Below are 24,576 nucleotides of genomic sequence, written 5' to 3'. Positions count from 1 at the left end.
AGAATCAGATGACGTAACGCAAGGCCTACCTCATTTGCCCTGGATGAGCGATACGGCCTTGCTGCCGAGGGCGAGGGCGATCGCGTTGGTATTGCCCGAGGGGATGAAGGGCACCGAAGCGCAATCGATCACCCGCAGGGCCTCGACGCCGCGCACGCGCAGCTGGCTGTCGAGCACGGCCATGGGATCGCCGTCCGGTCCCATCTTGGCGGTGCCGCAGGGGTGATAGTTGGTCTTCACGAAGCGATAGCAGTGCTGGGCGAGGGCCTCGTCGCTCTCGACGTCGCGGCCCGGCAGCATTTCGGCCGCGATGTTGGATGCGATCGGTTCGGCGGCGAGCAGCCGCCTCGCAAAGCGCAGCGAGCGGATTGTCGTCTGCAGGTCCTCGTCCTCGCCGAAGAAGTTCGAATCGACGATCGGCTGGTCGGTGGCCCGGTCCGAACGCAGCTTGACCGAGCCGCGGGCCTTCGGGCGCAGCAGGCACGAGGTCAGCGTGACGCCATGCGTCGACTTCATGTCGGTGATGTCGCGGTCGAGATAGACGATCGGGGCGCAATAGAGCTGGATCGTCGGCCGCTCGCCACCATCGGGATCGTAGAACAGGCAGGATTCGATGCCGGTCGTCGTCACCGGCCCCGTGCCGAACAGCAGGTACTGGAGGCCGTTGCGGATCATGTTCCAGCCCTTGTCCTGGCCGAAATAGCCGCTGGCGCGTCGGCTCGAGCAAATGACGGGGACCTCGTGGTGGTCCTGCAGGTTCTGACCCACGCCCGGCAGGTCGGCCTCGACCCGGATGCCGTGCTCGGCCAGATGCGAAGCCGGCCCGATGCCCGACAGCATCAGCAGCTTGGCGGTGTTGTAGGTGCCGGTGGCGACCAGCACTTCCTCGCTGGCCGTGGCGCGCTCGCTGCGGCCCTCATGGGTATAGTCGATGCCAACCGCCCGACCGTTCTCGACGATGATTCGGGAGACCAGCGCGTCGGTGACGACGGTCAGCCGCTTGTCGCGCATCGCGTCGGCGAGGAACGAGAAGACGGCGTCGCTCCGCCGCATCGCGCCGCCGGCCTTGCCCATGGTGTGCTGCATGATGCCGACGCCATTTTGCCGGCTGCCGTTGAAGTCGGCATTGAAGGGCAGGCCCATCGCCTGTGCGGCGAGGATGAAATCCTCGGTCATCTCGCAGAGCTGGCCGGGATCGGAGACCAGCAGCTTGCCGCCCGTGCCGTGATAGGCGTCGTTCAGGCGACGGTTGTTTTCGAGCGAGGTGAAATGCGGCAGCAGGTCCTTGTAGGACCAGCCGCTGTCGCCGCCGAGATAGGTGTCCCAGTGATCGTAGTCCGCCTGCTGGCCGCGCATGTAGACCATGGCGTTGACCGAACTGCCGCCGCCCAGCACCTTGGCCTGCGGCACGATCGGCGCGCGGCCGTTCAGCCGCGGCTGGGCCACGGTCTTGTGCATCTCCAGGAAGTCTTCGCGGCCGAGATATTTCATGTAGCCGGCCGGCATGCGCATCAGCCGCGCGTAGCGGGCCGGGCCGCGCTCCACCAGGAGGACGCGCGCGCCGAATTCCGACACGAGCCGTGCCGCCGCGACGCAGGCAGACGAGCCGCCGCCGGCAATGATGTAGTCGTACTTCACGCTTGTCCCCCCGGAAAAATGCCCCGCGCGGCCGGGCCGCGCGAGGCCTGTAGTCGCATCAGCGGCTGGTGTAGCCGCCATCGACCGGAATGACGGCGCCGGTGATATAGGCCGAGGCCGACGAGCACAGGAACACGGCCGCGCAGGCGACATCCTCGGGCTGGCCGGGCCGCGCCATCGGCGTCATCGCCTTCCAGGTCGGCGCCATTTCCGGGTCGGCGAGACCGCCGGCGGTCATGTCGGTGACGATGTAGCCGGGGGCGATCGCGTTGACGCGGATGTTCTCCGCCGCATAGTCGCTGGCGAGGCTCTTGGTCAGCATGTGCACGGCGGCTTTCGAGGCGTTGTAGGCGGCCTGGGGCTGCGGCACGAGCGAGACGAAGCCGGCGATGGAGCCGATGTTCAGGATCACGCCTTCGCCCTGCGCCCGCATCGGGCCGAGCGCCGCGCGGCAAGAGCGGAAGACGGAATCGAAGTTGACGGTCATCGACCGGCGAAAGCGTTCGTCGGAAAAGTCATGCGTATCGCCGTGGTCGGCGATGCCGGCATTGTTGACGAGTATGTCGAGGCGGCCGGCGAGGCGGACCGCTTCGCGCACGAGCTCTCCCGGCGCCTCGGGATCTTCCATGTCGGCCTGGACATAGTCGACCTCGACGCCGTGGCTGCGCAGGCGGTCGAGCGCTGCCGGGTTGGCGGTGCGAGACGACACGATCAGCCGGGCGCCGGCTTCCGCAAAGGCTTCGGCAATGGCGAAGCCTAGTCCACGGGTGGCGCCCGTGACCAGGGCGACCTTGCCATCGAGACGCAGTTTTTCGGTGAGGACGGACATTCTGTCTCCTTTGTCGCTCGGAATGGGCGCGTCTGCGGCGCGGCCTCAGGAAGTCGTATCGGTTGTCGCGGGTATCTGGCGGCGTCTGGCGCGGGCCTCGTTCCAGAACCTGCGCAACCGCGTGATCAGGACCGAGTCGCTGGCGACGGCAACAAGGATGAGCAGGCCGAGCAGCGCGTCGAGCCAGAACTGGTTGATCTGGAGGCGGAACAGGCTCTGTTCCAGCGTGCCGATCAGGATGGCGCCGAGCGTCGCGCCGATGATCGAGCCGGCGCCGCCGAAGATGTTGACGCCGCCGACCACGACGGCCGCGATCGATTCGAGTTCCAGCCCCATCGCCGCTTCGACGGTGATGGTGCCGAAGCGCGCCAGCGTCATGAAGCCGGCGAGGCCCGACATCGCGCCCGAGAGCAGGAAGGCCGAGAAGATCACGCGACGGACCGGCAGGCCGGTGAAATGGGCGGCGTCCGGGTTCGAGCCGACGGCATAGAAATGGCGGCCGACGCGCAGCACCGACATGCCAAGCTGGAACAGGATGATCGTCACCAGCGCCAGCGCCACCATGGCGCGGATGTCGAAGCTGCCGATCGACAGCACGGTCATCTGCGGCAGGTTGACCAGCCAAGACGGCAGGTTGGCGGTGGTGATCGACTTGGCGCCGGAGAATTCGACCAGCAGCCCGCGAAACACCGCCATGGTGCCGAGCGTGACGATGATCGACGGAATGCGGGCGAAGACGACGAGGGCGCCGTTGATCGCGCCCATCACGGTGCCGATCGCCACGGCGAGGGCGATTGCCAGCACGGGCGGCAGGCCGTGATTGGCGGCGAGCAGCGCGCCGGTGAAATAGGCGACGCAGCCGACCATGGCGCCGACTGACAGGTCGATGTTGCGGGTCAGCACGACCAGCGTCTGGCCGGCGGCGACGACGGCGATGATGACGACGCTCGAGGCGATGCGGTTGAAGGTGCGCGGCGAAAGATAGCCATCGATGATGGTGGCGAACACCAGCACCGCGACGACGATGATCGCCAGCAGGCTGAGCTCCCGGACGCGTTCGGGACGCAGGCGTAGTCCGTTCATGGCGACTTCCTATCTATGCGGCCTGGTCGCCCTGGCCCGTGGCATGGGCCATGACGACCTGTTCGGTCGCGTCCTTGCGATCGAGGGTCGCCATCTGCTTGCCCTCGCGCATCACCACGATGCGGTCGCTGAGCGAGAGCACTTCCGGCAGGTCCGAGGAGATGAGCATGATCGCCATGCCCTGCGCGGCCAGTTCCGAGATGAACTGGTGCACTTCCGCCTTGGCGCCGATGTCGATGCCCCGGGTCGGCTCGTCGAGGATCAGCAGGCGCGGCGCGGTATTGAGCCATTTCGCCAGCAGCACCTTCTGCTGGTTGCCGCCGGACATCCGGCCAACCGGCGCTTCGACCGAGGCGGTCTTGATGTGCAGGCGGCGGCGGAACTCGTCGGCGACCTCCGCCTCCTTCCTGCGCGACAGCATTCCGAGCATGCCCTTGAAGCGATCGAGCACGGGCAGCGAGATGTTGGCGGAGGACGACATCGGCAGCGACAGGCCCAGCTGCCGCCGGTCTTCGGAGACATAGGCGATGCCGCCATCGATCGCCTGGCGGGGCGAACGCGGCGCATGCGGCCGGCCGTCCAGCGTGGCGCGGCCATGATGCGCCGGCGCGATGCCGAACAGGGCCAGGCCGACATCGGTCCGCCCGGCGCCGACGAGGCCGGCGAAGCCGAGGATCTCGCCCTTGCGGATCTCGAAGGAGACATCCTCGAAAACACCGTCCCGTCCGAGGCGATCGACCGACAGGACGACGCCTTCGGCGGCGGTCGTGGCGCGCGGGGCGAGCAGGCCCATCTCGCGGCCGACCATCTCCGCGATGGCGGATTGCGGGGTGACGTCGGCGCGCGGGCGGGACGAGATGTGCCGGCCGTCGCGGAACACCGTTACCGTGTCGGAGAGGCGGAAAACCTCGTCCATGCGGTGGCTGATGAAGACGATCGAGACGCCGCGTCCGCGAAGATCCTGCATCAGCTGGAACAGGCGCTCGGATTCATAGGCCGAAAGCGATGCTGTCGGTTCGTCCATGATCAGGACGCGGACCTTGAGCGAAATGGCCTTGGCGATCTCGATCGATTGCTGCTCGGCAAGCGTCAGCCCGCGCGCCGGGGCGCGGACGTCGATCTGCACGCCGATCGAGGCGAGGATCTGGGCCGCTTCCTCGTACATCGTCGACCAGCGGGTGAAGGGCCCGCGATCCTGATGGCCGATGAAGATGTTCTCGGCGACATCGAGATCTGGAAACAGCAGCGGTTCCTGATAGATGGCCGCGACGCCCTTGCGCTGCGCGTCGGCGCTGCTGGCCATCTGCACCGGCGCGCCGTCGAGATGGATGGCGCCGCGATCCGGCTGGTGCACGCCGGTCATGATCTTGATCAGCGTCGACTTGCCGGCGCCATTCTCGCCGAGCAGCGAATGAATCTCGCCCGGGCGGAGCGTCAGAGAGACGTCCTGCAGCGCGTGGGTCGCGCCGAAGCTCTTGCTGATGTTCAGCAATTCCATCACGGGCGAGCCATGATTCTCGACTGGCAAAGCGGCCACTTGAACTCCCCCTCAAAGCCGTCGCGCAGGCTTGAACACCCGACCAGACGCCCCTCCAGGCGTCCGGCAACGACGACATCTTCCTCGGATCCGCGGGTTCCGCAGTGTCCGATATCCTCCCGAATTGATCCTATCAATATCTAGATGAATCCTACTTGCAATATCAAAAAATAGGATCTATCCAAAAAAGGAGAATTGGACCGGGTTAGTGGCCTCGTGGCCCAGACTAGCCATCCAATATGGGGCAGCTTCGATGCGGAGGGGCAGATCTATCTGCTTATTCGTTGCGGCTCGGAGGGAAAATGCAGCTATCAAAGGCCTTTCGCGGCTGGGAGATTTTCCTTCTCCTATTGCTCGCAACGACTATTGTCGCAAACATGTTCATGTCCCCGCATTATATTTCGGGGTCAAACATCATTAACCTGTTTCAACTCTCCATAGAGAAGATCGTCGTCGCGCTGATCATGGCGCTGCTGATCATCAATGGTGAGATCGACCTCTCCGTCGCCTCGGTGATGGGGTTTGCCGCCTGCCTGCTGGCCTATCTGACGTCGCAGGGCGTCGGCATGCCTCTCGCGATCACGGCAGCCCTGCTGGGTGGGTTGGCGGCCGGCTGCATCAACGGTTTCTTCGTCGCCTATGTCGGCCTGCCGTCGCTGGTCGTGACGCTGGCCGGGCTGATCGGCTTCCGCGGCCTCGCCCGCGTTTTGCTCGAGGACCGCGCGATCGGCGGCTTCCCGCAATGGTTCACCGACCTCGGCCAGAAGGCGTTTCTCGGTCCGCTGCCGTTCGCCCTGATCGTCTTCGTCGTGGTGCTGCTCGTCGCCGTCGCGATCCTGCATCTCTCGACCTTCGGCCGGAAGATCTACGTGATCGGCAACGGCGTCGATGTCGCCCGCTATTCGGGCGTCGCCGTGGCGCGGGTGAAATTCTCGCTGTTCCTGATGTCGGGATTCATCGCCGCGCTCGCCGGCGTCCTGTATGCCGCCCGGCTCGGCTCGGTCCGCGGTGACCTCGCCCAGGGTTTCGAGCTGGAGATCATCACCATGGTCCTGCTCGGCGGCGTCAGCATTTTCGGCGGATCTGGATCGCTGCTCGGCGTCTTTCTCGCGATCCTTCTCGTCCTCAATCTTCGAAACGGCATGGGTCTCGCCAATCTCACCGGCAATTCCCAGTCGATCGTGATCGGCGTTCTGCTGATCCTGTCGGCGGCGGTGCCGTTCCTCGTCTCGAAAGTTCGTTCCAGGGTAGCATAGGGAGGAAAATACCCATGAAAGCGAAGTTGTTGGCTGCCGCCGCGGCGATTTCCATGCTGGCGGGCTCGGTTGCGGTTGCACAGGACGCCGGCGCGGGGAAGCCGGTCGACATGGTGCTGCTGCCCAAATATCTCGGCATCATCGTGTTCGACCAGGCGAACAACGGCGCCCAGGAAGCCGCCGCGGAGCTCAAGAACGAGCGTCCGCTGCAGTTCCTCGGCCCGACCCCGGAGAACAGCGTCGCCGGCCAGATCGAGATCGTCACCAACGCCACCACGCAGGGCGTCGGCGCGATCATGATCTCCAACAATTCCGGAGACCAGATCGCCCCGGCCGCCAAGGCGGCGCATGACAAGGGCATCAAGGTCGTCACCTGGGATTCGCCGATCCCGTCGGCCGAGGGCGAGGACGTCTTCGTCGCGCAGGTCGACTTCGACGAGACCGGCCGCGTGCTGGCCGACATGGCGCTGAAGATCCTGGGCGAGGCCGGCGGCGAGTTCGCCATCCTCTCCGGTTCGGCCGATGCGGCCAACCAGAATGCCTGGATCAAGTCGATGAACGAGGTGCTGAAGAGCGATCCGAAGTTCGCCTCGCTCAAGCTCGTCGACACCGTCTATGGCAACGACCAGGCCGAGACGAGCTATAACCTCGCGCTGGCGCTCGTCGACAAGCACCCGAACCTGAAGCTCATCGTCGCCCCGACCACAGTCGGCGCGCCGTCCGCCGCCAAGGCGCTGCAGGACGAGGGCCTCTGCGAGAAGATCAAGGTCACCGGCCTCGGCGTGCCGTCCGAGATGCTCTCCTACACGCAGAACGGCTGTGCGCCGGAATTCGCGCTCTGGAGCTTCAAGGATCTCGGCTATCTCGCCTACCAGACCGCCTATGCTCTGGCGACCGGCACCGTCAAGGCCGAGGAGGGCGCCGTGGTCAAGGCCGGTCGTCTCGGCGACCGCGCCATCACCAAGGATCCGACCCGCGAGAAGGGCCTGCGCATCCTGATGGGACCGTTCTCGCTCTACAACGCCGAGAACGTCGAGGCCGCGGCCAAGGAGTAGCAAATCCGGAGGCGGCGCTTGCGCCGCCTCCGCCCATCCCGGCGGTGCATGCGGATAGGCGCCTCATCCGTTCAGGATGCGGTCGACCGCCGTGGCGCAGGCGAGCAGGTCCGCATCGCCGAAGCGCGGCCCGACGAGTTGAAGCCCGAGCGGCAGGCCCGAAGATCCGCTGAAGCCCGGCAGCGCCACGCAGGGCGCATGCAGCGCCGACCACATCTTGTTGAAGCGCGACGATCCTGTCCCGTCCGCCCATGATGGCGCCTCGCCCGGCGCGCCCGGCGCCAGGATGGCATCGAGGCGCGAGCCGAAGAGGCCGTCGAAAAGCGTCCGGCGGCGGGAGATCCGTGCCGCCGCAGTCCAGATGTCCGCGCGGCCGATGCCGCGCGCGTTGGTCGCGATCGCAGCGAGATCGGGGTGGAGCGCCGCCCCGTGCCTCACATGCTCGTCGCGCAGCGAGAGATGGCCCTCGCCATACATCACCACTTCCTGGTCCGACGTCAGGGCGTCGAAGCCTGCCGGCAGATCGACGGGCCGGATTTGCATTCCCGCCCGGCGCAGGCGTCGCTCGGCTTCGAGCAGCGCCCATTGCATGTCGGGTCCGGCGTCTGCCCAATGCGGCCCCCTGCAGATCCCGATGACCCGGCCTGCCGCCGGCACTCGCGTTTCCTGCATCGGATCCGGCGCGGCGAGCGCCGCGAGCAGGAGCGACAGGTCGTCCACCGACCGCGCAAACCAGCCGATCGTGTCGAGCGACGGGGCGAAGGGGCTCATGCCCTCGCGCGCGACGGTGCCGAATGTCGGTTTCAGGGCGTAGATGCCGGTGAAGGCGGCCGGCCTGATCTGCGAGCCCCCGGTCTGGGTGCCGATGGCGAGCGGAACCATGCCCGCCGCAACGGCCGCGGCAGAGCCCGAGGACGAGCCGCCCGGGCTGCGTGCGGGATCGCGCGGATTGCGCGTCGGCGGGATCGCGCCGGCGGCCGCGAAGGCGACGGTCTCGGTCTTGCCGACGATGACCGCTCCCTGCCGGCGCAGGAGGGCGACGACCCGCGCGTCGCGCTCCGCGATCCGCGGCGCCCGGTAGGTCACGCCATGTCCCGTCGGCATGCCCCGCACATCGATGACGTCCTTGATGGCGACGGGAACGCCGCAGAGCAGGCCGGGCCCTTCGCCCGTGGCGGTCGCTTCCGTTCGTCTCGCGTCGGCGAGACGGGCCTCGGCCCGCGCGGCCTCGACATCGACATGGCAGAAGGCCCGGATCGTTGCGTCATGGCGGGCGATGGCGGCAAGGCAGCTCTCGAGCAGATCGACGGCCGAGAGCTCTCCCGAAGCCATCGCCGACAGGGCCCCGGAGGCGGGGAGGCCGGCGCCGTCGATCAACCGGCCGCCTTCTGGTCGATCGAGAGTTCGGCCGCCAGCAGCTTCTTCGTGTAGGCCTCGCTCGGCGTCTCGAAGATCCTTTCGGTCTCGCCATATTCCACGATCTTGCCGAGATGCATCACCGCCACCTTGTGCGCGAGCGAGCGGACCGAGTTGAGGTCATGCGTGATGAAGAGCGCCGACAGGCTCATCCGCGTCTGCAGATCGCGGATGAGGTCGATGATCTGCGCCCGCACGCGGATGTCGAGCGCCGTCGTCGGCTCGTCGAAGACGACGAAATCGGGCGTGGTGGCGAGCGCCCGCGCAACCCCGACGCGCTTCTGCTCGCCGGCCGTCAGTTCGTGCGGATAGCGGCCGGCGAAAGCGGGATCGATATGCACGGCCTCGAGCAATTGCGCGACCCGCCTGGCGCGCTCGCCTCTTGTCATCGGATCCAGCAGACGGAACGGTTCCGAAAGCAGGTCGGCGACCCGCCAGCGCGGATTGAGCGCCACATAGGGCTCCTGGAACACCATCTGGATCCGCCGCCGCAGCGGCCGGAACTGGCGTTCGGACATGTCGGAGACGTCGGTGCCGTCGAAGAAGATCCGCCCGTTGGTCGAATTCAGGAGGCGAAGGATGCACTGGCCCGTGGTCGTCTTGCCCGAGCCGCTTTCGCCCACCAGCGCCAGCGTCTCGCCCCGCGCGATCGAGAAGCTGACGCCGTCGACGGCGCGGATCGGTCCGGCATTGCCGGAGGTGGCGAAATGCATGGTGAGGTCGCGCACGTCGAGCAGGTTCCGCTGCCTGTCGTTCCGCTCCGGCGACCGCATGGCCGGTCGGGCGCGTGCGGCCGCGACGAGTTCGCGGCTGTAGTCCATCGCGGGACGTTCGAGGAACGCCTCCACGCTGCCCGTCTCGATCAGCTTGCCGCCCCGCATCACCGCGACGCGGTCGCAGTAGTGGCGGACGATGCCGAGATCATGCGTGATCAGGATCGCCGCCATGCCGCGTTCCCGGCAGCGCCGCACGAGATTGTCGAGAACCTGCGCCTGGACGGTGGCATCGAGCCCGAGCGTCGCGTCATCCGCCAGCAGGACCTTCGGGTTGGCGACCAGCGCCATGGCGATCACCACGCGCTGGGCCATGCCGCCGGACAATTCGTGCGGATAGGCGGCCGCGCGCTCTTCCGCATTGGTGATGCCGACATCCTGCAGGAGGGCGATCGCCGCCGCCCGCGCCTCCGGCCGGCTCATCCTGCTATGCGCCCGCGCTACCCGGGCAATCTGCTTGCCGACGGGCACGACGGGATCGAGCAGGGATTTGGCATTGGTGCCGATGATGGCGATGTCGCCGCCCCGGAACTGGCGCATTTCCGATCGCGACATGCCCGAGACGGACTTGCCGCCATAGGTGATGTCGCCCTTCAGCAGGCGCCCGCCCTTCGGCAGCAGGCCGAGGATCGCCTGGGCGAGCAGCGACTTGCCGGCCCCCGTCTCGCCGACGACCCCGAGGATCTCATTGGCGCGCAGCGCGAGCGAGATTCCGTCGAGGGCGAGCCGGTCGCCTCCGAAGCCGACGCTGACATCGTCCAGACGGAGCACGGATTCGGCCGCTTGGCCCTGCCGTGGCGCCGGTGCCGGCGTTTCGTTCGCATCACGCATTTTGGCCGGCCTCGCTGTGGGTGCGCGGATCGAGCAGCGTGCGCGTCGCCTCCGAAACCAGCGCGAAGGAGAGCACCGAGAGAACGATGGCGACGCCGGGGAACAGTGCGATCCACCAGATGCCGAGGATCATCTGCTGCGATCCCGAACTCACCATCAGCCCCCACTCCGGCGACGGCATGCGCACGCCCGCGCCGATGAAGGAGAGGCCGGCCGTCAGCAGGATCGCCATGCCGAGCGCGATCGAGATCTGCACGATCACCGGCGTCATCGCGTTGGGCAGGATATGGCGGAACATGATCGCCGCATCGCCTGCGCCGCTGCACCGCGCCGCCGTGATGAACGGGCGTTCCCGGAGGGACAGAACCTCGGCCCGGACCAGGCGGGCGAACATCGGCACGAAGAGAAAGCCGAGAACGATCGCGACGCTCCAGATCTCCTGTCCCATCACGGCGACAAGCGCCATGCCCAGCACGAAGACGGGAAAGGCCTGGATGAAGTCGAACACGCGCATGACGAGCGCGCTGAGGATGTTGCGGTAGTAGCCGACCAGCAGCCCGAGCGTGACTCCGGCGAGGAGCGAAGCGAAGACCGCCACGAAGCCGATCAGGAGATTGACGCGCGTCGCGTAGACGACGCGGGAAAAGACATCCATGCCCACCTCGTCGGTGCCGAACCAGTGCAGCTCGCTCGGCGGCTGCATGGCGTCAAGCAGATTGGCCTCGACCGGCGAATAGGGAGCGATCCAGGGCGCGAACAGGATGGCGAACAATTGCAGGGTCAGCAGCGACAGGCCGATCAGCGCGCCGGGACGCGCCGCGAGTTCGCGCAGGAGAGCTTTCCACGTCAAGGATCAGATCCTAATCCGGGGGTCGGCGATCTCGTAGAGGATGTCGGCGACCGAATAGACGATGAGGATGAAGGCGGACGAGACGAGCACGAAGCCCTGCAGCGCCGCGTAGTCGCTGTTGATGACCGCCTGCACGGCGTACTGGCCGAGGCCGCCCCAGGAGAACAGGGTCTCGACCAGCACCGCCGCGCCGAGCAGGAAGCCGAATGTGAAGCTGGCGATCGTGATGATCGGCGGCAGGCTGTTGCGCAGGCCGCTCAGGATGATCTGCGGCTCGGTCAGGCCGCTGGCGCGCATGTGGCGCACGAAATCGGATTCATAGACGCCGCCGAATACCGTCTGCGCCATCTTCATCACGGCGCCGGCGTTGACGGCCGTGATGGTCAGGACGGGAAGAACCAGTCGGCCGAGCGCCGACCAGAGATTGGTCCAGTTGCCGGAGGCGAGGCTGTCGAGGGTGTAGAAGCCGGTGATCCGCACCGGCGGGGACAGCATCGGATCGATGCGGCCGAACGGGGCAGGCGCCCAGCCGAGCAGGTAGAAGAAGACGAAGATCAGGATCAGCGCCATCCAGAAGTCGGGAATGGCGCCGGCGGCGAGACCGTAGAGGCGGGCGCCGTAGTCGACGACGCCGCCCTTGCGCACGACCGAGACGACGGCGATGCCGATCCCGATGATCAGGGTCAGGATCATCGCGCAGGTGATGAGCTCGAGCGTGGCGGGCGCGCGTTCGGCGAGGTCCGTCAGGATCGGGTTCGAGGTGAAGGGCGACGTCCCGAGATCGCCCCGGAACACGTTCTCGACATAGGTCATGAACTGCGTCCAGACCGGCTTGTCGAGGCCGAGGCGCTCGCGGTAGAGCGCGATCGAATCCTCGGTCGCGAAATTGCCGAGCATCAGCCGGGCGGGATCGCCGGGTAGCATGCGCACCAGCAGGAACGTCACCAGCATCACGCCGAACATCTGCGGGATGATCAGCGCCAATCTCGTCAGGACGATCCTGCTGACGCGCGGCATGCGCCGCCAGACGGCCAGGATATTCATGGTCGACCTCGTGGCTTGCTAGGCTTTCCGGCCGCGGCAATTGCCGCGACCGTCGGCGGGCAGGAAGGGCCCGGCGCCCGGGGCGCCGGGGCCGGCAGGGATCACTCCTTGTGGAAGTCGAACCACGCATTGCCGTTCGGCGTGTACCAGGAGTAGCCCTTGATGTTGTCACGCAGGGCGAGCTGGTAGCCGGGGTTGAAGAGGAACACCCAGGGTGCGTTCTCGACGACCAGTTCCTGCACCCGCTTCATGTCGGCGAGGCGCGCGGCCTCGTCGGTCGCCGTCAGGTTCTTGTCGATGAGCTTGTCGACTTCCTCGTTCTTGAAACGCGAGAAATCGACCATCGAGGCGCTGTTGAGCCAGAGGTTGGTCACATAGGCCGCATCCGGCACGATCGCCATGTCGCGCAGGAAATACATCGGGATCGTGCCCTTCGAATAGCGCTCGACGAGCGTCGAGCTCGGCAGCTTGTTGAGCTGCACGTCGATGCCGGCGCGGGCGAAGGCGGTCTTCAGTATGACGGCGATCTGCTCCTCGATCTCGTCGCCCGTGCGATAGCCGAGCTCGGTCTTGAAGCCCTCGGCCAGTCCCGCCTCGGTGAGCAGCGCCTTCGCCTTCTCGACGTCTTCCGAATAGGCGAAGAACTCGTCGGTGTAGCCCGGATAGATCTCGGAAACGGGGCTCTTCGTCTGGCGCGCCGTGCCGAAGTAGATCGCCTTGCCGATCTGGTCGCGCGGCACCAGGTAGTTCAGCGCCTGGCGGACCTTGGGGTTGGTGAAGGGCTCGATCGTGTTGTTGAGATCGATGCGGTGGATGTAGTTGCCGAAGACCTTCTCGACCTTGACCTTCGGGGCCTTGCTCAGCAGGTCGAGCTCACGCGGCAGCAGCCATTCGGCCACGTCGATCGAGCCCGCCTGCAGGGCGGCCACGCGGTTCGACGAGTTCGGGATCTCGCGGAAGATCACCTTCTTCAGCTTCGGCGCGCCGCGGTAATAGTCGTCGTTCGCCTCATAGACGATCTCGCGGCCCGGCGTGTAGGTCGTGACCTTGTAGGGCGAATAGGAGGCGGTGTTGGTCGACAGCCAGGTCTGGCCGACCGGATCGGCGTCCGTCAGGTGCTTCTTCACTTCGGTCGCGTCGATGATGCCGAGGTCGGAGTTGACCCAGAGCCGTTCGATCAGCGGCGACGGGCCCGGGAGCTGGACCTTGACCGTCATGTCGTCGATCTTCTGGAACGCCGTGTCGAAGTCCTGGATCTTCAGCATCTGGTGCATGTACCAGTAGAAGGTCGCCTTCAGGTCCCAGCCGCGCTTGAACGTCCACATCACGTCGTCGGCAGTCAGCGTGTTGCCGGCATGGCTCTTGGCCGGGCGCAGCTTGAAGGTGATGCTGGTCCGGTCGGGCGAGACTTCCCAGCTTTCGGCGAGCGCGCCGACCAGCTTGTCGAAGTTCTCGACCATGACGCCGTCTTCGTTCTTCACCATCTCGTAGGCGAGAAGGCGCTCATAGACGTTCTTGCGCGCCTCCTGGACGGCTTCCGTTGACGGATAATCCAGCTCGAGCGACTCGGGCGTGCGCGGCCCGGCGACGACCAGTGTCTCCGTCACGTCCTGCGCAAAGGACGGCACTCCTGAACTCAGCGCAAGCGCCGAGGCTAGCATTACAGATCGCAACAACTTCATAGCTCGTCCCACTCTCTTTTGTATCGTTTTGATCGATGTATAAAAGGTATAGTCTGGATGCTACGCTGCCTCTGACTTGCCGTATCCCCCGCCACCCCCGGTTTCGATTATCAGGACATCGTCCTTTTGGAGGTGGATATTGTAGAACTTCGACGGGCTCTTCAGGCCGTACCATTCGGCCAGATCCTTGGTGATGCCGTCGCGGCGGAGCGTCCAGCGGTTCGGCGCGCCCGGCTCACCGCCGGAGAGCCCCCAGGGCGCGACCCGGTGGCGATCGCCGAGGCCGGAGAGGTAGTGGTCCTGCAGGAGCTTGTATTCGTGCACCGTGCCGCGGCCGCCCTTGTGCTTGCCGTTGCCGCCGGATCCATCGCGCAGGCCGTAGCGCTCGACGAGCACCTGGTACTTGTGCTCCCAGACCTCGATCGGCTGGTTGTGCGAGGTTTCGCCCCAGAAATAGACGGCGTCGTTGCCGTCCGCGGCGGTCGTCGCGCCCTGGCCGCCCTCGTAGTAGTTGTACCAGACGAGGTCTTCGCCGGTCTTTGGATCGACGGCGCGTCCGGCGAGATTGTTGCCCGATGCATGGCTTCCGGCCGCCACGCGCTCCGGCACCTTGTCGGCGAAGGCCTTCAGGATTGTCTCGGGTACGCGCTTCGCCATCTCGAAGGTGCAGCCATAGACCGGCGCCGGCCAAGCGGCGTTGACGATGCTGCGTTCCGGCGCGCGCATCTCGATCAGGTCGAAGATGCCGGCATTGACCGGGGTCGCCGGATCGACGATCGCGACGATCGCGGCATAGGCGGACGCGCGAGCCGAGGTGAAGGTGGCGTTGACCGGGGTCGGCGCCTGCGGCGCCGAGCCCTCGAAATCGATCAGGAAGCCTTCGGGGCTCTTGGTGACCTTGACCTGGATCGGGTAGCGGGCGTCGGAGAGTCCGTCGTCCTCGATGTAGTCGACCGCCTCGTAGACGCCGTCCGGCACCTCCTGCATCTTGGCGAGGAAGCGGGCGCGCGAGTAGTCGATCGACGCGCTCATGCCGTCGATCACGGCGTCGACGCCGTAGCGCTCGGCGAGCGACTGGATGCGCTGCTCGGCGATGGCCGTCGCCGAAAGCTGGCTCATCAGGTCGCCCCAGTCATCCTCCGGCAGGCGCACATTGGCGAGGATGAAGTCGCGCGTTTCCTCGACCAGCACGCCGGCGCGGAACAGCCGCGACAGCGGGATGATGAGGCCATCCTGCACGACATGGGTGGAGGTGCCGGCGCAACCGCCGGCGCTCATGCCGCCGATATCGGTCCAGTGGCCGATATTGACCGCGTAGCCGACATGCCGCGCCTCGCAGAAGATCGGCCGCGCGACGATCACGTCGGACTGGTGCGTGCCCAGATAGGGGTTGTTGGTGATGAAGACATCGCCGGAGACCGGTTCGGGGAACTTCGCGACCATCGCCTGCATGGCGCCGACGAGCGAGCCGAGGTGCACGCCGACGCCGCGCGACTGGATCACCATCTTGCCGGAGCGGTCGAACAGCGCGCAGGAAAAGTCGAAGCCTTCCGAGAAGGTCGGCGAATAGGCCGTCAGCACCGTGGTCTGGATCATCTCCTCGGTGGTCGAGAAGAGATAGTTGCGGATGATCTGCTGGGTGAAGGGATCGAGGTTGGACATGGTCTTTTCGGTGCCCTTCAGGTGGCGATGATCAGGTTGCGGTAGGCGTCGACGGTTCCGACCATGCCTTCCGGGACGTAGAAGGACGTGTCGACCTCCTCGACGAGGCAGGGTCCGGCAAGTCGCATGCCGGGCAGCAGGGTGGTGCGATCGAAGACGGCGACCGGAGCGTCGACGCCGGTCAGCGCGGTCTGCGAGGTCGGCACGGCGTCAGTTTCGACAGCGGCCGAATCCGTGCCCAGCGACAGGCGCGGAAGCTCCGAGATGGCGGTCAGGCGCCCGGTCACCACCGAGACGGCATGGCCGAGGCGCGTGCCATAGAGCTCGAAGTGGCGATCCTCGAAGGCGGTGGTGATCTGCTCGTTCGACCAGTCCTCCTCGACGACGACGCTGATCTCGTGCGCCTGCTTCGAATATTTGAGGTCGAGCACGCATTCGAAGCGCGGCGGTCCCGCGTCGATGCCGGGCGCGGTCGCCGCGACCTCGGCCCGGAGCGCCGCGAAGAATGCCGCGCGGTCGGCGACGGTCAACTCGGCCAGGGGCTTCATGATACTGGCCGAGCGGCTGATCTTGATCGGCGCGCTCACCATGCCGAAGGCCGAGAAGACGCTCGGCATGTTGGGAAGCAGGATGGTGGGAATGCCGACCTCGCGCGCCAGCACCGCGGCATGCTGGCCACCGGCGCCGCCGAACGGCACCAGCGCGAAGCTGCGTGGATCGACGCCCTTTTCGACGGTCATCTGGCGGATCGCCGACGCCATCAGCGCATTGACGACGCGGTAGATGCCCTCGGCCGCTTCCTGGATCGAGACGCCGAAATGGTCGGCGATCTTCTTTACCGCCTTTTCGGCCAGGCTCCTGTCGAGCGGCATCAGCCCGTCCGGCTTGATCAGGCCGAGCACGAGATTGGCGTCGGTGACGGTGCATTCGGTGCCGCCGCGGCCATAGCAGGCCGGGCCGGGCTCGGCGCCGGCGCTCTGCGGTCCGACGCGCAAGGCGCCGCCCTCGTCGATCCAGACAATCGAGCCGCCGCCGGCGCCGATCGTCTTGATGTCGATGGTCGGCGTCTTGACCGGCAGGCCCCATTCGATCTCGAAGGTGTTCTTCAATTCGAAGCGGCCGTCGCGGATCACGGCGACGTCAAAGCTGGTGCCGCCCATGTCGACGGTGACGAGGTTGCGATGGCCCGTCATCTCGCCGACGAAGGCGCCGCCGAGGACACCGCCGGCGGGACCCGAGACGCAGAGCGTGACGGGACGGCGGGCGGCTTCCTCGCCGTCCTGGATGCCGCCTTCCGAGCTCAGATAGTTGACCAGGCTGTCGCTGCCGACGCGCTCGCGCAGCGCCGAGACATAGCGGCGGACGCGCGGCATCGAATAGACGTTCGCGACCGTGGTGTTGGCGCGCTCATATTCACGGATCTCGCGGCAGATCGCCGACGAGATCGAGACGTGCAGGTGCGGCGCCTTCGCGCGGATGATTGCCTCGACCATCTGCTCGTGGCTGGGATCGAGATAGGCGTGCATCAGGCTGACGGCGATGCCGTCGACATCCTCGGCGAGGATGCGGTCGACGACAGCAGCGACGTTTTCCGGATCGAGCGGCCGCACGACGGTGCCGTCGGCCATGATGCGCTCGTCGATCTCGAAGCACATGGCGCGCGGGATCAGCGGCGTCGGCTTGCGCCAGCCGAGGTCATAGGGAAGGGGGCGGGTAGCCCTCATGATCTCGAGCACGTCGCTGAAGCCGTGCGAGGTGATCAGCGCGACGCGGGCGCCGTCGCGCTCCAGGATGAGGTTCGTGACGATCGTGGTGCCGTGCACCAGCGCCCTGACATCGTCGACGGCGACGCCGGCCTTCTCGAGCGCGTTGATGAAGCCATCCTCGGGGGCACTCGGCGTCGACGGCGTCTTGGAGCGGCGGACCTGTCCCGTGCTCTCGTCGAACACCACGATGTCGGTGAAGGTGCCGCCGATATCGATTCCAACTCGTTGCATAATCTGGGTACCAGTTCCTGTTTTTATTTGCCGGCGAAATATCGATCGAAGACATCGACGGTGCGGTCGATGTCCTCTTCGGTGTGGGCGCCGGAGATCAGCAGGCGCTGCGTGCGGCGGGGCTTGGCGTAGATGCCGTTCTCGAACAGGAACGAGGCCAGATCGACGGCATCCGACATGTCGTGATAGCGCCAGATGTCGCCGAACGAGTTCACGCGCACATTCGTCCTGTGCAGCGCGACGACGGAGCCGTAGTTGCGGACATTCGCGACCGCGCCGTGCCTGGCGATCGACGCCGCGATGCCGGCCCGCATGCGCTCGCCCAGCGTCCAGATCCTGTCGAAGACCTGTCCGTCCGACAGGCGCTCGATCGTGGCGAGCGCGGCCGCGACCGAGGCGGCGTTGCCGTTATAGGTGCCGGAGAAGAAGGCGCGACCGGCGGGAGCGAGATGCTCCATGACATCGCGGCGGCCGCAGAGCGCGGCGATCGGGGTGCCGTTCGAGATGGCCTTGCCGAAGGCTGCGAGATCCGGCGTCACGCCGAGCAGTTTCTGCGCGCCGCCGAGGCCGTGGCGGAAGCCTGTCAGGATCTCGTCGAAGATCAGCAGCGCGCCATACTGCGTGCAGACCTCGCGCAGCTTTTCCAGGAAGCCCGGAAGCGGATCGATGTTGCCCGTCATCGGGCCGTGCATCACCGGCTCGACGACGACGCCGGCAATCTGGTCGCCTTCGGTGCGGAACAGTTCCTCGATGGCGGCGATGTCGTTGTATTCGAGGACGCGGATCTGGGCGCGGGTCTCGTCGGTGATGCCGACCGATTCGGCGATCGGCTGGTACTGGCCGCGATTGTCGGCCGGCTTGTCATAGGACGAGACATTGAACAGCAGGTCCTCGTACCAGCCGTGATAGGAGCCGGCGAACTTGACGAGGATCTTGCGGCCGGTGGCGGCGCGGGCGAGGCGCGCGGCCATGTAGAGGATGTCGGAGCCGGCATTCAGGAAGGCCGAGACCTCGGCGCAGGGAATGATCTCGGCGAGCTTCTCGGCCAGTTCCACTTCGAGCTCGTGCGGCGCGCAGAAGACCGATCCGCGCGTCCGCATCGTCTCGGCCACGGCCGCATCGACGAAGGCGTCGGCATGGCCGAGCACGCAGGGGCCGGCGCCGTTCCAGTAGTCGATGTATTCGTTGCCATCGACATCCCAGAGGCGGGATCCGGCGCCGCGCGCCAGATAATGCGGATAGGGCGCATAGAACTTGCCGTCGCCCTGGGCCCCCATCGGCGCAACCCGGCTGGCCCTTTCCCATAGTGCCTTGGAGCGGGCGGTGCGCTCGCTCGGGATATAGTTCGACGTCAGCATGCGTTGCCTTCCTTCCAGCCTGTCGCGGTCCGGCGCCCGACAGGCCGTCGCCGCGATCCGATATTTGATATGATATCAAACTGGAGAGCGCATATTGGGCAAGATTGAATTTTGTGCACGATGGGCGCTATATGAGGCGGCCGACCTTCGAGCGTCGAGGCGCTGCCGGGCGGATGCGCAATCCGCCGCGGAAATGGGCCATGGCTGCGACTTGTTGGTGCAACCGGCGCGAGCGTGCCTGGAAGGCCTGCGCCGAGGCGCCGGTCGGCTCGGCTCCCGCCGATCCGCCGGTTGACACTCGGAGCTTCGTAGCGGACAGGATGGCAACGGGATTTATCGAATGGACAGGCCCGAACCGTCGCCGAGGCGAGCGCCCTAGATGAACTTTTCCAAGACCCAACACGCCTATGAGATGATCCGCAGGCAGATCCTGGACGGCGTCTTCCGTCCGGGCGATCCGCTGCGACTCACGCATATCGCGCGCGAGCTCAACCTCAGCGAAATGCCCGTGCGCGAGGCGCTGCGCCTCCTGCAGAAGGACGGGCTGGTGATCATGAACCTGCACCGGAGCGCGGAGGTCGCGCGCCTTTCGTTCCGCACCGCGTGGGAAATCGAGGAGGTCCGGCTGCATCTCGAAATCACCGCCTGCGTGATGGCGGTTCCCGAGCATGACGCCGAATCGATCCGGCAGTTGCGCGCCCTGATCGAGGAACTCGAGAAGGATCTCGATCATCCCGTCACGGTGGCGCGCCGCAACCGCGCCTTCCACACGGCGGTGATGGCGCGAACGCCGAACGCCTTCTTGCGCGAGCATGTCGAGGAACTGTGGGACAGGGCTTGGCAGTCCTCGTCCGCCTCCTTCTTCGACCTGATGCCCGAGCGCAAGCGGCTCCTGCCGGTCGAGAACCGTCGCATGGTCGATCTGATCGAGGCCCGCGATTCGGCCGGACTGGAGCGGCTCTTGGTCGACCGGCTGAGCGCGATCAAGGTGGCGTGGGCCCGGGCGCTGATGAGCGCGCGGGCAAGCGAGGAGCGAGTCTAGGCGGGCGGCACGGGCCATCCGCACGCGGACAGCCCGCCGATCCCGGAGAACCGCACGGCAGCGAAGGCCGCCTACGCCTCCGGAGGGGGAAAGGTGGCGCGCCAGTGCCGGGCGATATCCGCCCGATTGCAGACCCACACGTCCTTGTGCCGGGCGACGTGATCCAGGAAGCGCTCGAGGCCGGCGGCCCGGCCCGGGTGGCCGACAAGCCGCAGATGCAGGCCGACGGACATCATCTTCGGCGCCGTCGCCCCTTCGCGATAGAGCATGTCGAAGCTGTCGCAGAGATATTCGGCGAACTGCTGGCCGGTCGACATGCCGCCGCGCGCAAATTTCACGTCATTGGTGGCGAGGCTGTAGGGAACGACGAGGTGCGGCTTGCCGCCCACCCGCGTCCAGTAGGGTAGCTCATCGTTGTAGGCGTCGGAATCGTAAAGGAAGCCGCCATGCTCGACCAGCAGGCGCCGCGTGTTGAGGCTCGGCCCGTAGCGACAATACCAGCCGGAAGGCGCGGTGCCGGTCGTCGCCTCGATGCTGGCGATGGCGCGCGCGATGTGGTCGCGCTCCTCCGTCTCGCTCAGGTTCTGCACCCGCTCCCAGCGCAGGCCATGGCAGCAGACGTCGAAACCGAGCTTGGGGATCGCCCGGGCGAATTGTGGATTGCGCTCCAGCGCGACGGCGCAGCCGAACACGGTCGCCGTCATCCGGCGCGCCTCCAGCAGGCGCACGACGCGCCATATGCCGACCCGGCTGCCATATTCGTACATCGACTCCGCCGCGAGGTCGCGGCCGGCGAAGCCGCCGGCGCCCCCCTCCGTCAGCGCGGACTCGCTGACCCCGTCGCCATCCGGGAAGGAGGCTTCCGAGCCTTCCTCGTAGTTGATGACGAGGTTGAGGGCGAGGCGGGCCCCATTGGGCCATTTCGGGTCCGGCGTCATCGGGCCGTAGCCGACGAAGTCGCGCGCGAGATGGGCGTCGTCCATGTCAGTTCCCCATCAGGCCGGTGACCGGCACCGGCGTTGAAAGCTCGGCCCATACGGTGTCGCGGCCATCCGCGCGCAGTCCCATGACGATGAAGACGTCGCTGCCACGGCCGAGCGCGACCATGCCGTGGTGCCAGGTATCGCGGTGGTAGATGACGCCGCTTCCGGGCGGGACGCGGAAGGCGCGGAGCCCGCTCGCATCCGGACCGCCATCCGCCGCCGTCGGCGCGACCACGGCGAGCAGCCCGTCGCCGCCCAGCGTGACGAAGGCCTGCGTCGACGCGGGGTGTCGCTCTAGCGTCGAGACGAGGAGCCCGTCGCCCGGATGCCCGGCGAGGCGCATCGTCCAGTTCCGCGCCCGCAGATCCTCGCCCGCCGTCAGGTTGAGCGGCAGGTAGTCGCGGTCGTCGCCGCCGGCATGGGCGACGATCGACCCGAAGGGCGCGAAGGCGACGGCGTCGATCGGCTCGACCGTCACCGGCTTCATGGCGCGTTGCCCGCGACGGCCAGGCGGCGCTGCTCGTCCTGATACCAGTCGAGGATCTCCGCGCCCGTCCACGTCACGACCTTCTCATGGCCGAGGATGTGGTCGAGAAGCTTCTCCAGATATCTGATCCGGTGCGGCGCGCCGGTCAGATAGGGATGGATGGTGATCGCCATGACGCGCGGCGCGGCTTCGCCGTCGAGATAGAGCCGGTCGAACTGGTCGACGCCGCGCCGGAAGATCTCGTCGGAAGGCTGGTTCTGCACGGCGCTCATCACGACGTCGTTGATCTCGACCGTATACGGCACGGAGACGATCGGGCCGCCTTCGGCCCGAAGGGTCACTGGCTGGTCGTCGAGGCACCAGTCGCAGACATATTCGATGCCGGCCGCCTGCAGCAGGTCGAGCGTCGCCATTGTCTCGGTCAGGCCGGGACTTTCCCAGCCGCGCGGCGGCTTGCCGGTGAAGGCGGTGATCGCTTCGATGGTGGCGCGGATGGCTTCGGCCTCGTCGTCGAGCCGGTGCATCGGTCGCTGGACATAGCCATGGCCCATGAAGTCCCAGCCGGCTTCTAGCGCCGCCCGGCAGGCCGGCTCATAGAGCGAGAGCGCGCTGCCGTTGACGGCGAAGCTCGCCTTGATGCCGCGTTGGCGCAACACTTCGACGAAACGCCAGAAGCCGACGCGCATTCCGTATTCGTGCCAGGCCCAGTTCGGAATGTCGGGCAGCAGCGGCTGTCCCATCGGCGGCGGCAGCACCGTGCGCGGCTGCGGCGCGGCCGGGCTCCAGTTCTCGACATTGACGATGACCCAGACGGCGATGCGCGCGTCGCCCGGCAGGCGCAGGGCGGGGCGGTCGGTGATCGGGGAATAGGGAATGCGCGCGCGAATCCGCGCCGCGTCGCTGTCGATGGCGGTCATGCTCATGGCGCTCCGGGATCGGGATGGGATGATGGGCTGTCTCCGGGCCCGATCCTCGCTCCGGCGCGACAGCCTGCGATCCGGTTCCTGCGACGGAGCGCGGCCGATGCGGCGGCGCTTCCGCGCCCGGCGCCGATCCGGCCGTGAAGCCGCTTGATCCGAAGGGAAGTTGCCGATGAGAGGATGGAAGAAAACAAGCGAACCGGCCGACCTGGGACAGACACGGCCGTGATGATAATCAGATATGATATCACAAAACAAAGTGAGATGGCGGGCATTGCGCCCGTTTTGTGAGCAGCAAGCGCTCGCTAGTCGGCCGGTCGGGCCTGTTGCCCGGCGCGCAGCGCGCGGCCAGGGCGTTCCGGTTTTGCGCGTCGGCTGCTCAGCGCGTCACCGCTGCTTCACCTGATCGAAGTGCAGGTCATAGCGGGCGAGATACTTCGTCAGCCGATCCGCGTCATTGTTGCTCCTCTTCGCTTCGCGCGAGCGGGCGAACAATTCGCGGCCGGCGGCGCTCGCACTGGCATGACGTCGACACGCATGCAGGACCGCCGCGAGTTGCACGGCGTCGAAAGGGTCGATCCGCGCCGCCGCTTCCGTTCCGAGCACCTCCGTCAGGATGGCGTCTGCTGCCGATCGGGAGGCGGGCCACCAGGCCGTGCGTAGCCGCCCGATCTCGTCGTCGACCACGTCGACGGTGATGCGCCCCAGCGCGGCCAGCGTTGCCATGCGGGTGACGGATGCCGACAGATCGCGAAAATTCGCGCTCCAGCTGGCCTCCGGCCCGGTCGCGAAGGCGAGATAGCGCTGTCGGCTTTCCTTGTTGAAGGTGACGTTCTGACCCTCGCGCTCGAGGAAGCGCCTGAGCTCGAACTCGACGTTCGGCTCGATATCCTCCTTGCGCTCGCGCAGCGCCGGCAGCCGAAACGTCCAGAGATTCAGCCTCGCGAAGAGATCCTCCCGGAACCGGCCCTGGCGCACCGCCTCGCCCAGATCGCGATTGGTGCCGGCGATCAGCTGGAAATCGGCCGAGGCCTCCCGGTCGCTGCCGACGGGGAGGAAGCGCTTCTCCTCGATCGCGCGCAGGCACATGGCCTGCTCGTCGAGACCAAGCTCGCCGATTTCGTCGAGGAACAGCACCCCCTTGTCCGCGGATCTGAGAAGTCCGGCCCGATCGGTGGCCGCGCCGGTGAAGGCGCCCTTCACATGGCCGAACAGCGTCGACATCGCCTGGTCGCCGCGCAGCGTGGCGCAGTTGACCTCGACAAAGGCGCCTCCGACCTTTCGCTGCGACTTCTTCAGTTCGTAGATCCGCTTCGCCAGTTGCGACTTGCCGGCGCCGGTCGGCCCCGTGAGCAGGACCGGGGCGGCAGAGCGGATGGCGACCCGTTCGATTTCATCGATCATCCGGTTGAAGGCGGGATTGCGGGTCGAGATGCCGGACTTCAGGAAGGATGTCGCCTCCGCCTTTTCCGATGCGAAGCGCCTGGCGATCTCATCGTAGCGCGAGAGGTCCAGGTCGATGACGGCATGCGTGCCCGAATAGTCCCCTTCCGCCTGCCGGTCCCGCGGCGGCGACAGCTGCAGCAGTCGCGCCGGTATGATCCGCGCCTCGGTGAGGAGGAACCAGCAGATCTGGGCGACATGGGTCCCGGTCGTGATGTTGACGAGATAATCCTCGGAATCCGGGTCGAACGGATAGCCATGGGCGAAGTCGCGGAGGCCGGTATAGACCTCCGAGAAATCCCAGGGATCGCGGAAGTTGAGGATGTGCTGGCGCACGTCCGTGGCCGGCGAGACGGTCTCGATGTCCTTGATGATGCTGCGCGCCAGCGGCTCCGCCCTGTCGTCGTGGATCAGGATCAGCCGGTCGATGAAGAGGCCCGATTGCTGGCAGAGCGCCACGTTGGGGCGCCAGCGTTCCCACCGCTCCGGCCGACGGCCGACATCGAGGGTCGTGCCGAGGATGCTGATCGCGACGCGCCGCTTCATGGCTTATCCATTTCGATATTTTTCTATCTCTCTGGATAGAATAATGGAGCATCCCCACTGCCGCAAATTCGAATGGCTGCTGCTTCTATGGCATATATTATCTATATAATTCAGATAGATAACAGAAAATTCGGTGCTGGAAAG

General features: G+C 66.4%; 19 protein-coding genes. 3 read left to right on the top strand and 16 right to left on the bottom strand.

The genetic code is table 11. The features are described from left to right. Positions 1-30: 30 nt before the first annotated feature. The 4 genes from OSH07_RS11910 to OSH07_RS11895 are packed head-to-tail and all read right to left on the bottom strand — an operon-like array spanning position 31 to position 5,087. A complete protein-coding gene (locus OSH07_RS11910; protein ID WP_266338871.1) occupies positions 31-1,638 on the bottom strand; it encodes a GMC family oxidoreductase in 1,608 nt (535 codons plus the stop codon). Positions 1,639-1,696: 58 nt separating this feature from the next. After that, a complete protein-coding gene (locus OSH07_RS11905; RefSeq protein ID WP_266338870.1) occupies positions 1,697-2,467 on the bottom strand; it encodes an SDR family NAD(P)-dependent oxidoreductase in 771 nt (256 codons plus the stop codon). A gap of 45 nt (positions 2,468-2,512) precedes the next feature. Continuing rightward, a complete protein-coding gene (locus OSH07_RS11900; RefSeq protein ID WP_266338869.1) occupies positions 2,513-3,550 on the bottom strand; it encodes an ABC transporter permease in 1,038 nt (345 codons plus the stop codon). A gap of 13 nt (positions 3,551-3,563) precedes the next feature. Further along, positions 3,564-5,087, bottom strand: coding sequence for a sugar ABC transporter ATP-binding protein (locus OSH07_RS11895; RefSeq protein WP_266338868.1), 1,524 nt, complete (start codon positions 5,085-5,087; stop codon positions 3,564-3,566). A 383-nt stretch (positions 5,088-5,470) separates the two neighbouring features. On the opposite strand from OSH07_RS11895, the gene OSH07_RS11890 reads away from it, so the two are divergent. Then, positions 5,471-6,343, top strand: coding sequence for an ABC transporter permease (locus OSH07_RS11890; protein WP_266338867.1), 873 nt, complete (start codon positions 5,471-5,473; stop codon positions 6,341-6,343). A 14-nt stretch (positions 6,344-6,357) separates the two neighbouring features. Then, positions 6,358-7,398 carry a substrate-binding domain-containing protein gene (locus OSH07_RS11885; protein ID WP_266338866.1) on the top strand — a complete coding sequence of 347 codons (1,041 nt, stop codon included), beginning with the start codon at positions 6,358-6,360 and terminating at the stop codon, positions 7,396-7,398. Positions 7,399-7,461: 63 nt separating this feature from the next. Here OSH07_RS11885 and OSH07_RS11880 read toward each other — a convergent pair whose 3' ends face one another. From OSH07_RS11880 to OSH07_RS11845, 8 genes are all read right to left on the bottom strand, one after another. Next, positions 7,462-8,775 carry an amidase gene (locus tag OSH07_RS11880; protein WP_266338865.1) on the bottom strand — a complete coding sequence of 438 codons (1,314 nt, stop codon included), beginning with the start codon at positions 8,773-8,775 and terminating at the stop codon, positions 7,462-7,464. Beyond that, positions 8,772-10,358: an ATP-binding cassette domain-containing protein gene (locus tag OSH07_RS11875; RefSeq protein ID WP_266338864.1), complete on the bottom strand. Its 1,587-nt coding sequence runs from the start codon at positions 10,356-10,358 to the stop codon at positions 8,772-8,774. The genes OSH07_RS11880 and OSH07_RS11875 overlap by 4 nt, the downstream gene beginning before the upstream one ends. Before the next feature lie 52 nt (positions 10,359-10,410). Beyond that, positions 10,411-11,268: an ABC transporter permease gene (locus OSH07_RS11870; RefSeq protein ID WP_266338863.1), complete on the bottom strand. Its 858-nt coding sequence runs from the start codon at positions 11,266-11,268 to the stop codon at positions 10,411-10,413. A 3-nt stretch (positions 11,269-11,271) separates the two neighbouring features. After that, complete coding sequence (locus OSH07_RS11865) at positions 11,272-12,312, bottom strand: ABC transporter permease (RefSeq protein ID WP_266338862.1); 1,041 nt, start codon at positions 12,310-12,312, stop codon at positions 11,272-11,274. Positions 12,313-12,413: 101 nt separating this feature from the next. Beyond that, entirely contained in the window at positions 12,414-13,940 is a 1,527-nt protein-coding gene (locus tag OSH07_RS11860) for an ABC transporter substrate-binding protein (RefSeq protein ID WP_266338861.1), read from the bottom strand. 114 nt (positions 13,941-14,054) lie between these two features. Continuing rightward, a complete protein-coding gene (locus tag OSH07_RS11855) occupies positions 14,055-15,656 on the bottom strand; it encodes a hydantoinase B/oxoprolinase family protein (RefSeq protein ID WP_266338860.1) in 1,602 nt (533 codons plus the stop codon). A 17-nt stretch (positions 15,657-15,673) separates the two neighbouring features. Then, a complete protein-coding gene (locus OSH07_RS11850; protein WP_266338859.1) occupies positions 15,674-17,653 on the bottom strand; it encodes a hydantoinase/oxoprolinase family protein in 1,980 nt (659 codons plus the stop codon). Between the two features lie 23 nt (positions 17,654-17,676). Continuing rightward, the gene (locus OSH07_RS11845) at positions 17,677-19,011 is read right to left on the bottom strand and encodes an aspartate aminotransferase family protein (RefSeq protein ID WP_266338858.1); all 1,335 of its coding nucleotides are present in this window, start codon (positions 19,009-19,011) and stop codon (positions 17,677-17,679) included. 379 nt (positions 19,012-19,390) lie between these two features. Here OSH07_RS11845 and OSH07_RS11840 point away from each other — a divergent pair, with 379 nt between their 5' ends. Further along, positions 19,391-20,053, top strand: a complete 663-nt coding sequence (locus OSH07_RS11840) for a GntR family transcriptional regulator (RefSeq protein WP_266338857.1) — start codon at positions 19,391-19,393, stop codon at positions 20,051-20,053. 71 nt (positions 20,054-20,124) lie between these two features. Here the strand turns inward: OSH07_RS11840 and OSH07_RS11835 are convergent, their stop codons facing one another. The 4 genes from OSH07_RS11835 to rtcR form a co-directional block, all read right to left on the bottom strand. Beyond that, on the bottom strand, positions 20,125-21,036 hold the full coding sequence (locus OSH07_RS11835; RefSeq protein ID WP_266338856.1) for an allantoinase PuuE: 912 nt from the start codon (positions 21,034-21,036) through the stop codon (positions 20,125-20,127). A 1-nt stretch (position 21,037) separates the two neighbouring features. Beyond that, the gene (locus OSH07_RS11830) at positions 21,038-21,523 is read right to left on the bottom strand and encodes an ureidoglycolate lyase (RefSeq protein WP_266338855.1); all 486 of its coding nucleotides are present in this window, start codon (positions 21,521-21,523) and stop codon (positions 21,038-21,040) included. Then, positions 21,520-22,446 (bottom strand): polysaccharide deacetylase family protein, encoded by a 927-nt coding sequence (locus tag OSH07_RS11825; RefSeq protein ID WP_266338854.1) that lies wholly within the window; start codon positions 22,444-22,446, stop codon positions 21,520-21,522. The genes OSH07_RS11830 and OSH07_RS11825 overlap by 4 nt, the downstream gene beginning before the upstream one ends. Positions 22,447-22,830: 384 nt before the next feature. After that, the gene (gene rtcR / locus OSH07_RS11820; protein ID WP_266338853.1) at positions 22,831-24,432 is read right to left on the bottom strand and encodes an RNA repair transcriptional activator RtcR; all 1,602 of its coding nucleotides are present in this window, start codon (positions 24,430-24,432) and stop codon (positions 22,831-22,833) included. Positions 24,433-24,576 lie beyond the last annotated feature (144 nt).

Source organism: Kaistia nematophila, assembly GCF_026343855.1.
Lineage (GTDB): Bacteria > Pseudomonadota > Alphaproteobacteria > Rhizobiales > Kaistiaceae > Kaistia > Kaistia nematophila.
Note: the sequence above shows the minus strand (reverse complement) of the source record. Positions and strands in the feature narration are given on the sequence as shown.

Excerpts from the sequence above, each read along its gene's own strand:
- OSH07_RS11905 (WP_266338870.1), bottom strand. The coding sequence starts at position 2,467 with ATGTCCGTCCTCACCGAAAAACTGCGTCTCGATGGCAAGGTCGCCCTG.
- OSH07_RS11900 (WP_266338869.1), bottom strand. The coding sequence starts at position 3,550 with ATGAACGGACTACGCCTGCGTCCCGAACGCGTCCGGGAGCTCAGCCTG.
- OSH07_RS11890 (WP_266338867.1), top strand. The coding sequence starts at position 5,471 with ATGTCCCCGCATTATATTTCGGGGTCAAACATCATTAACCTGTTTCAA.
- OSH07_RS11885 (WP_266338866.1), top strand. The coding sequence starts at position 6,358 with ATGAAAGCGAAGTTGTTGGCTGCCGCCGCGGCGATTTCCATGCTGGCG.
- OSH07_RS11865 (WP_266338862.1), bottom strand. The coding sequence starts at position 12,312 with ATGAATATCCTGGCCGTCTGGCGGCGCATGCCGCGCGTCAGCAGGATC.
- OSH07_RS11855 (WP_266338860.1), bottom strand. The coding sequence starts at position 15,656 with ATGTCCAACCTCGATCCCTTCACCCAGCAGATCATCCGCAACTATCTC.
- OSH07_RS11850 (WP_266338859.1), bottom strand. The coding sequence starts at position 17,653 with ATGCAACGAGTTGGAATCGATATCGGCGGCACCTTCACCGACATCGTG.
- OSH07_RS11845 (WP_266338858.1), bottom strand. The coding sequence starts at position 19,011 with ATGCTGACGTCGAACTATATCCCGAGCGAGCGCACCGCCCGCTCCAAG.
- OSH07_RS11840 (WP_266338857.1), top strand. The coding sequence starts at position 19,391 with ATGAACTTTTCCAAGACCCAACACGCCTATGAGATGATCCGCAGGCAG.
- OSH07_RS11835 (WP_266338856.1), bottom strand. The coding sequence starts at position 21,036 with ATGGACGACGCCCATCTCGCGCGCGACTTCGTCGGCTACGGCCCGATG.
- OSH07_RS11830 (WP_266338855.1), bottom strand. The coding sequence starts at position 21,523 with ATGAAGCCGGTGACGGTCGAGCCGATCGACGCCGTCGCCTTCGCGCCC.
- OSH07_RS11825 (WP_266338854.1), bottom strand. The coding sequence starts at position 22,446 with ATGAGCATGACCGCCATCGACAGCGACGCGGCGCGGATTCGCGCGCGC.
- rtcR (WP_266338853.1), bottom strand. The coding sequence starts at position 24,432 with ATGAAGCGGCGCGTCGCGATCAGCATCCTCGGCACGACCCTCGATGTC.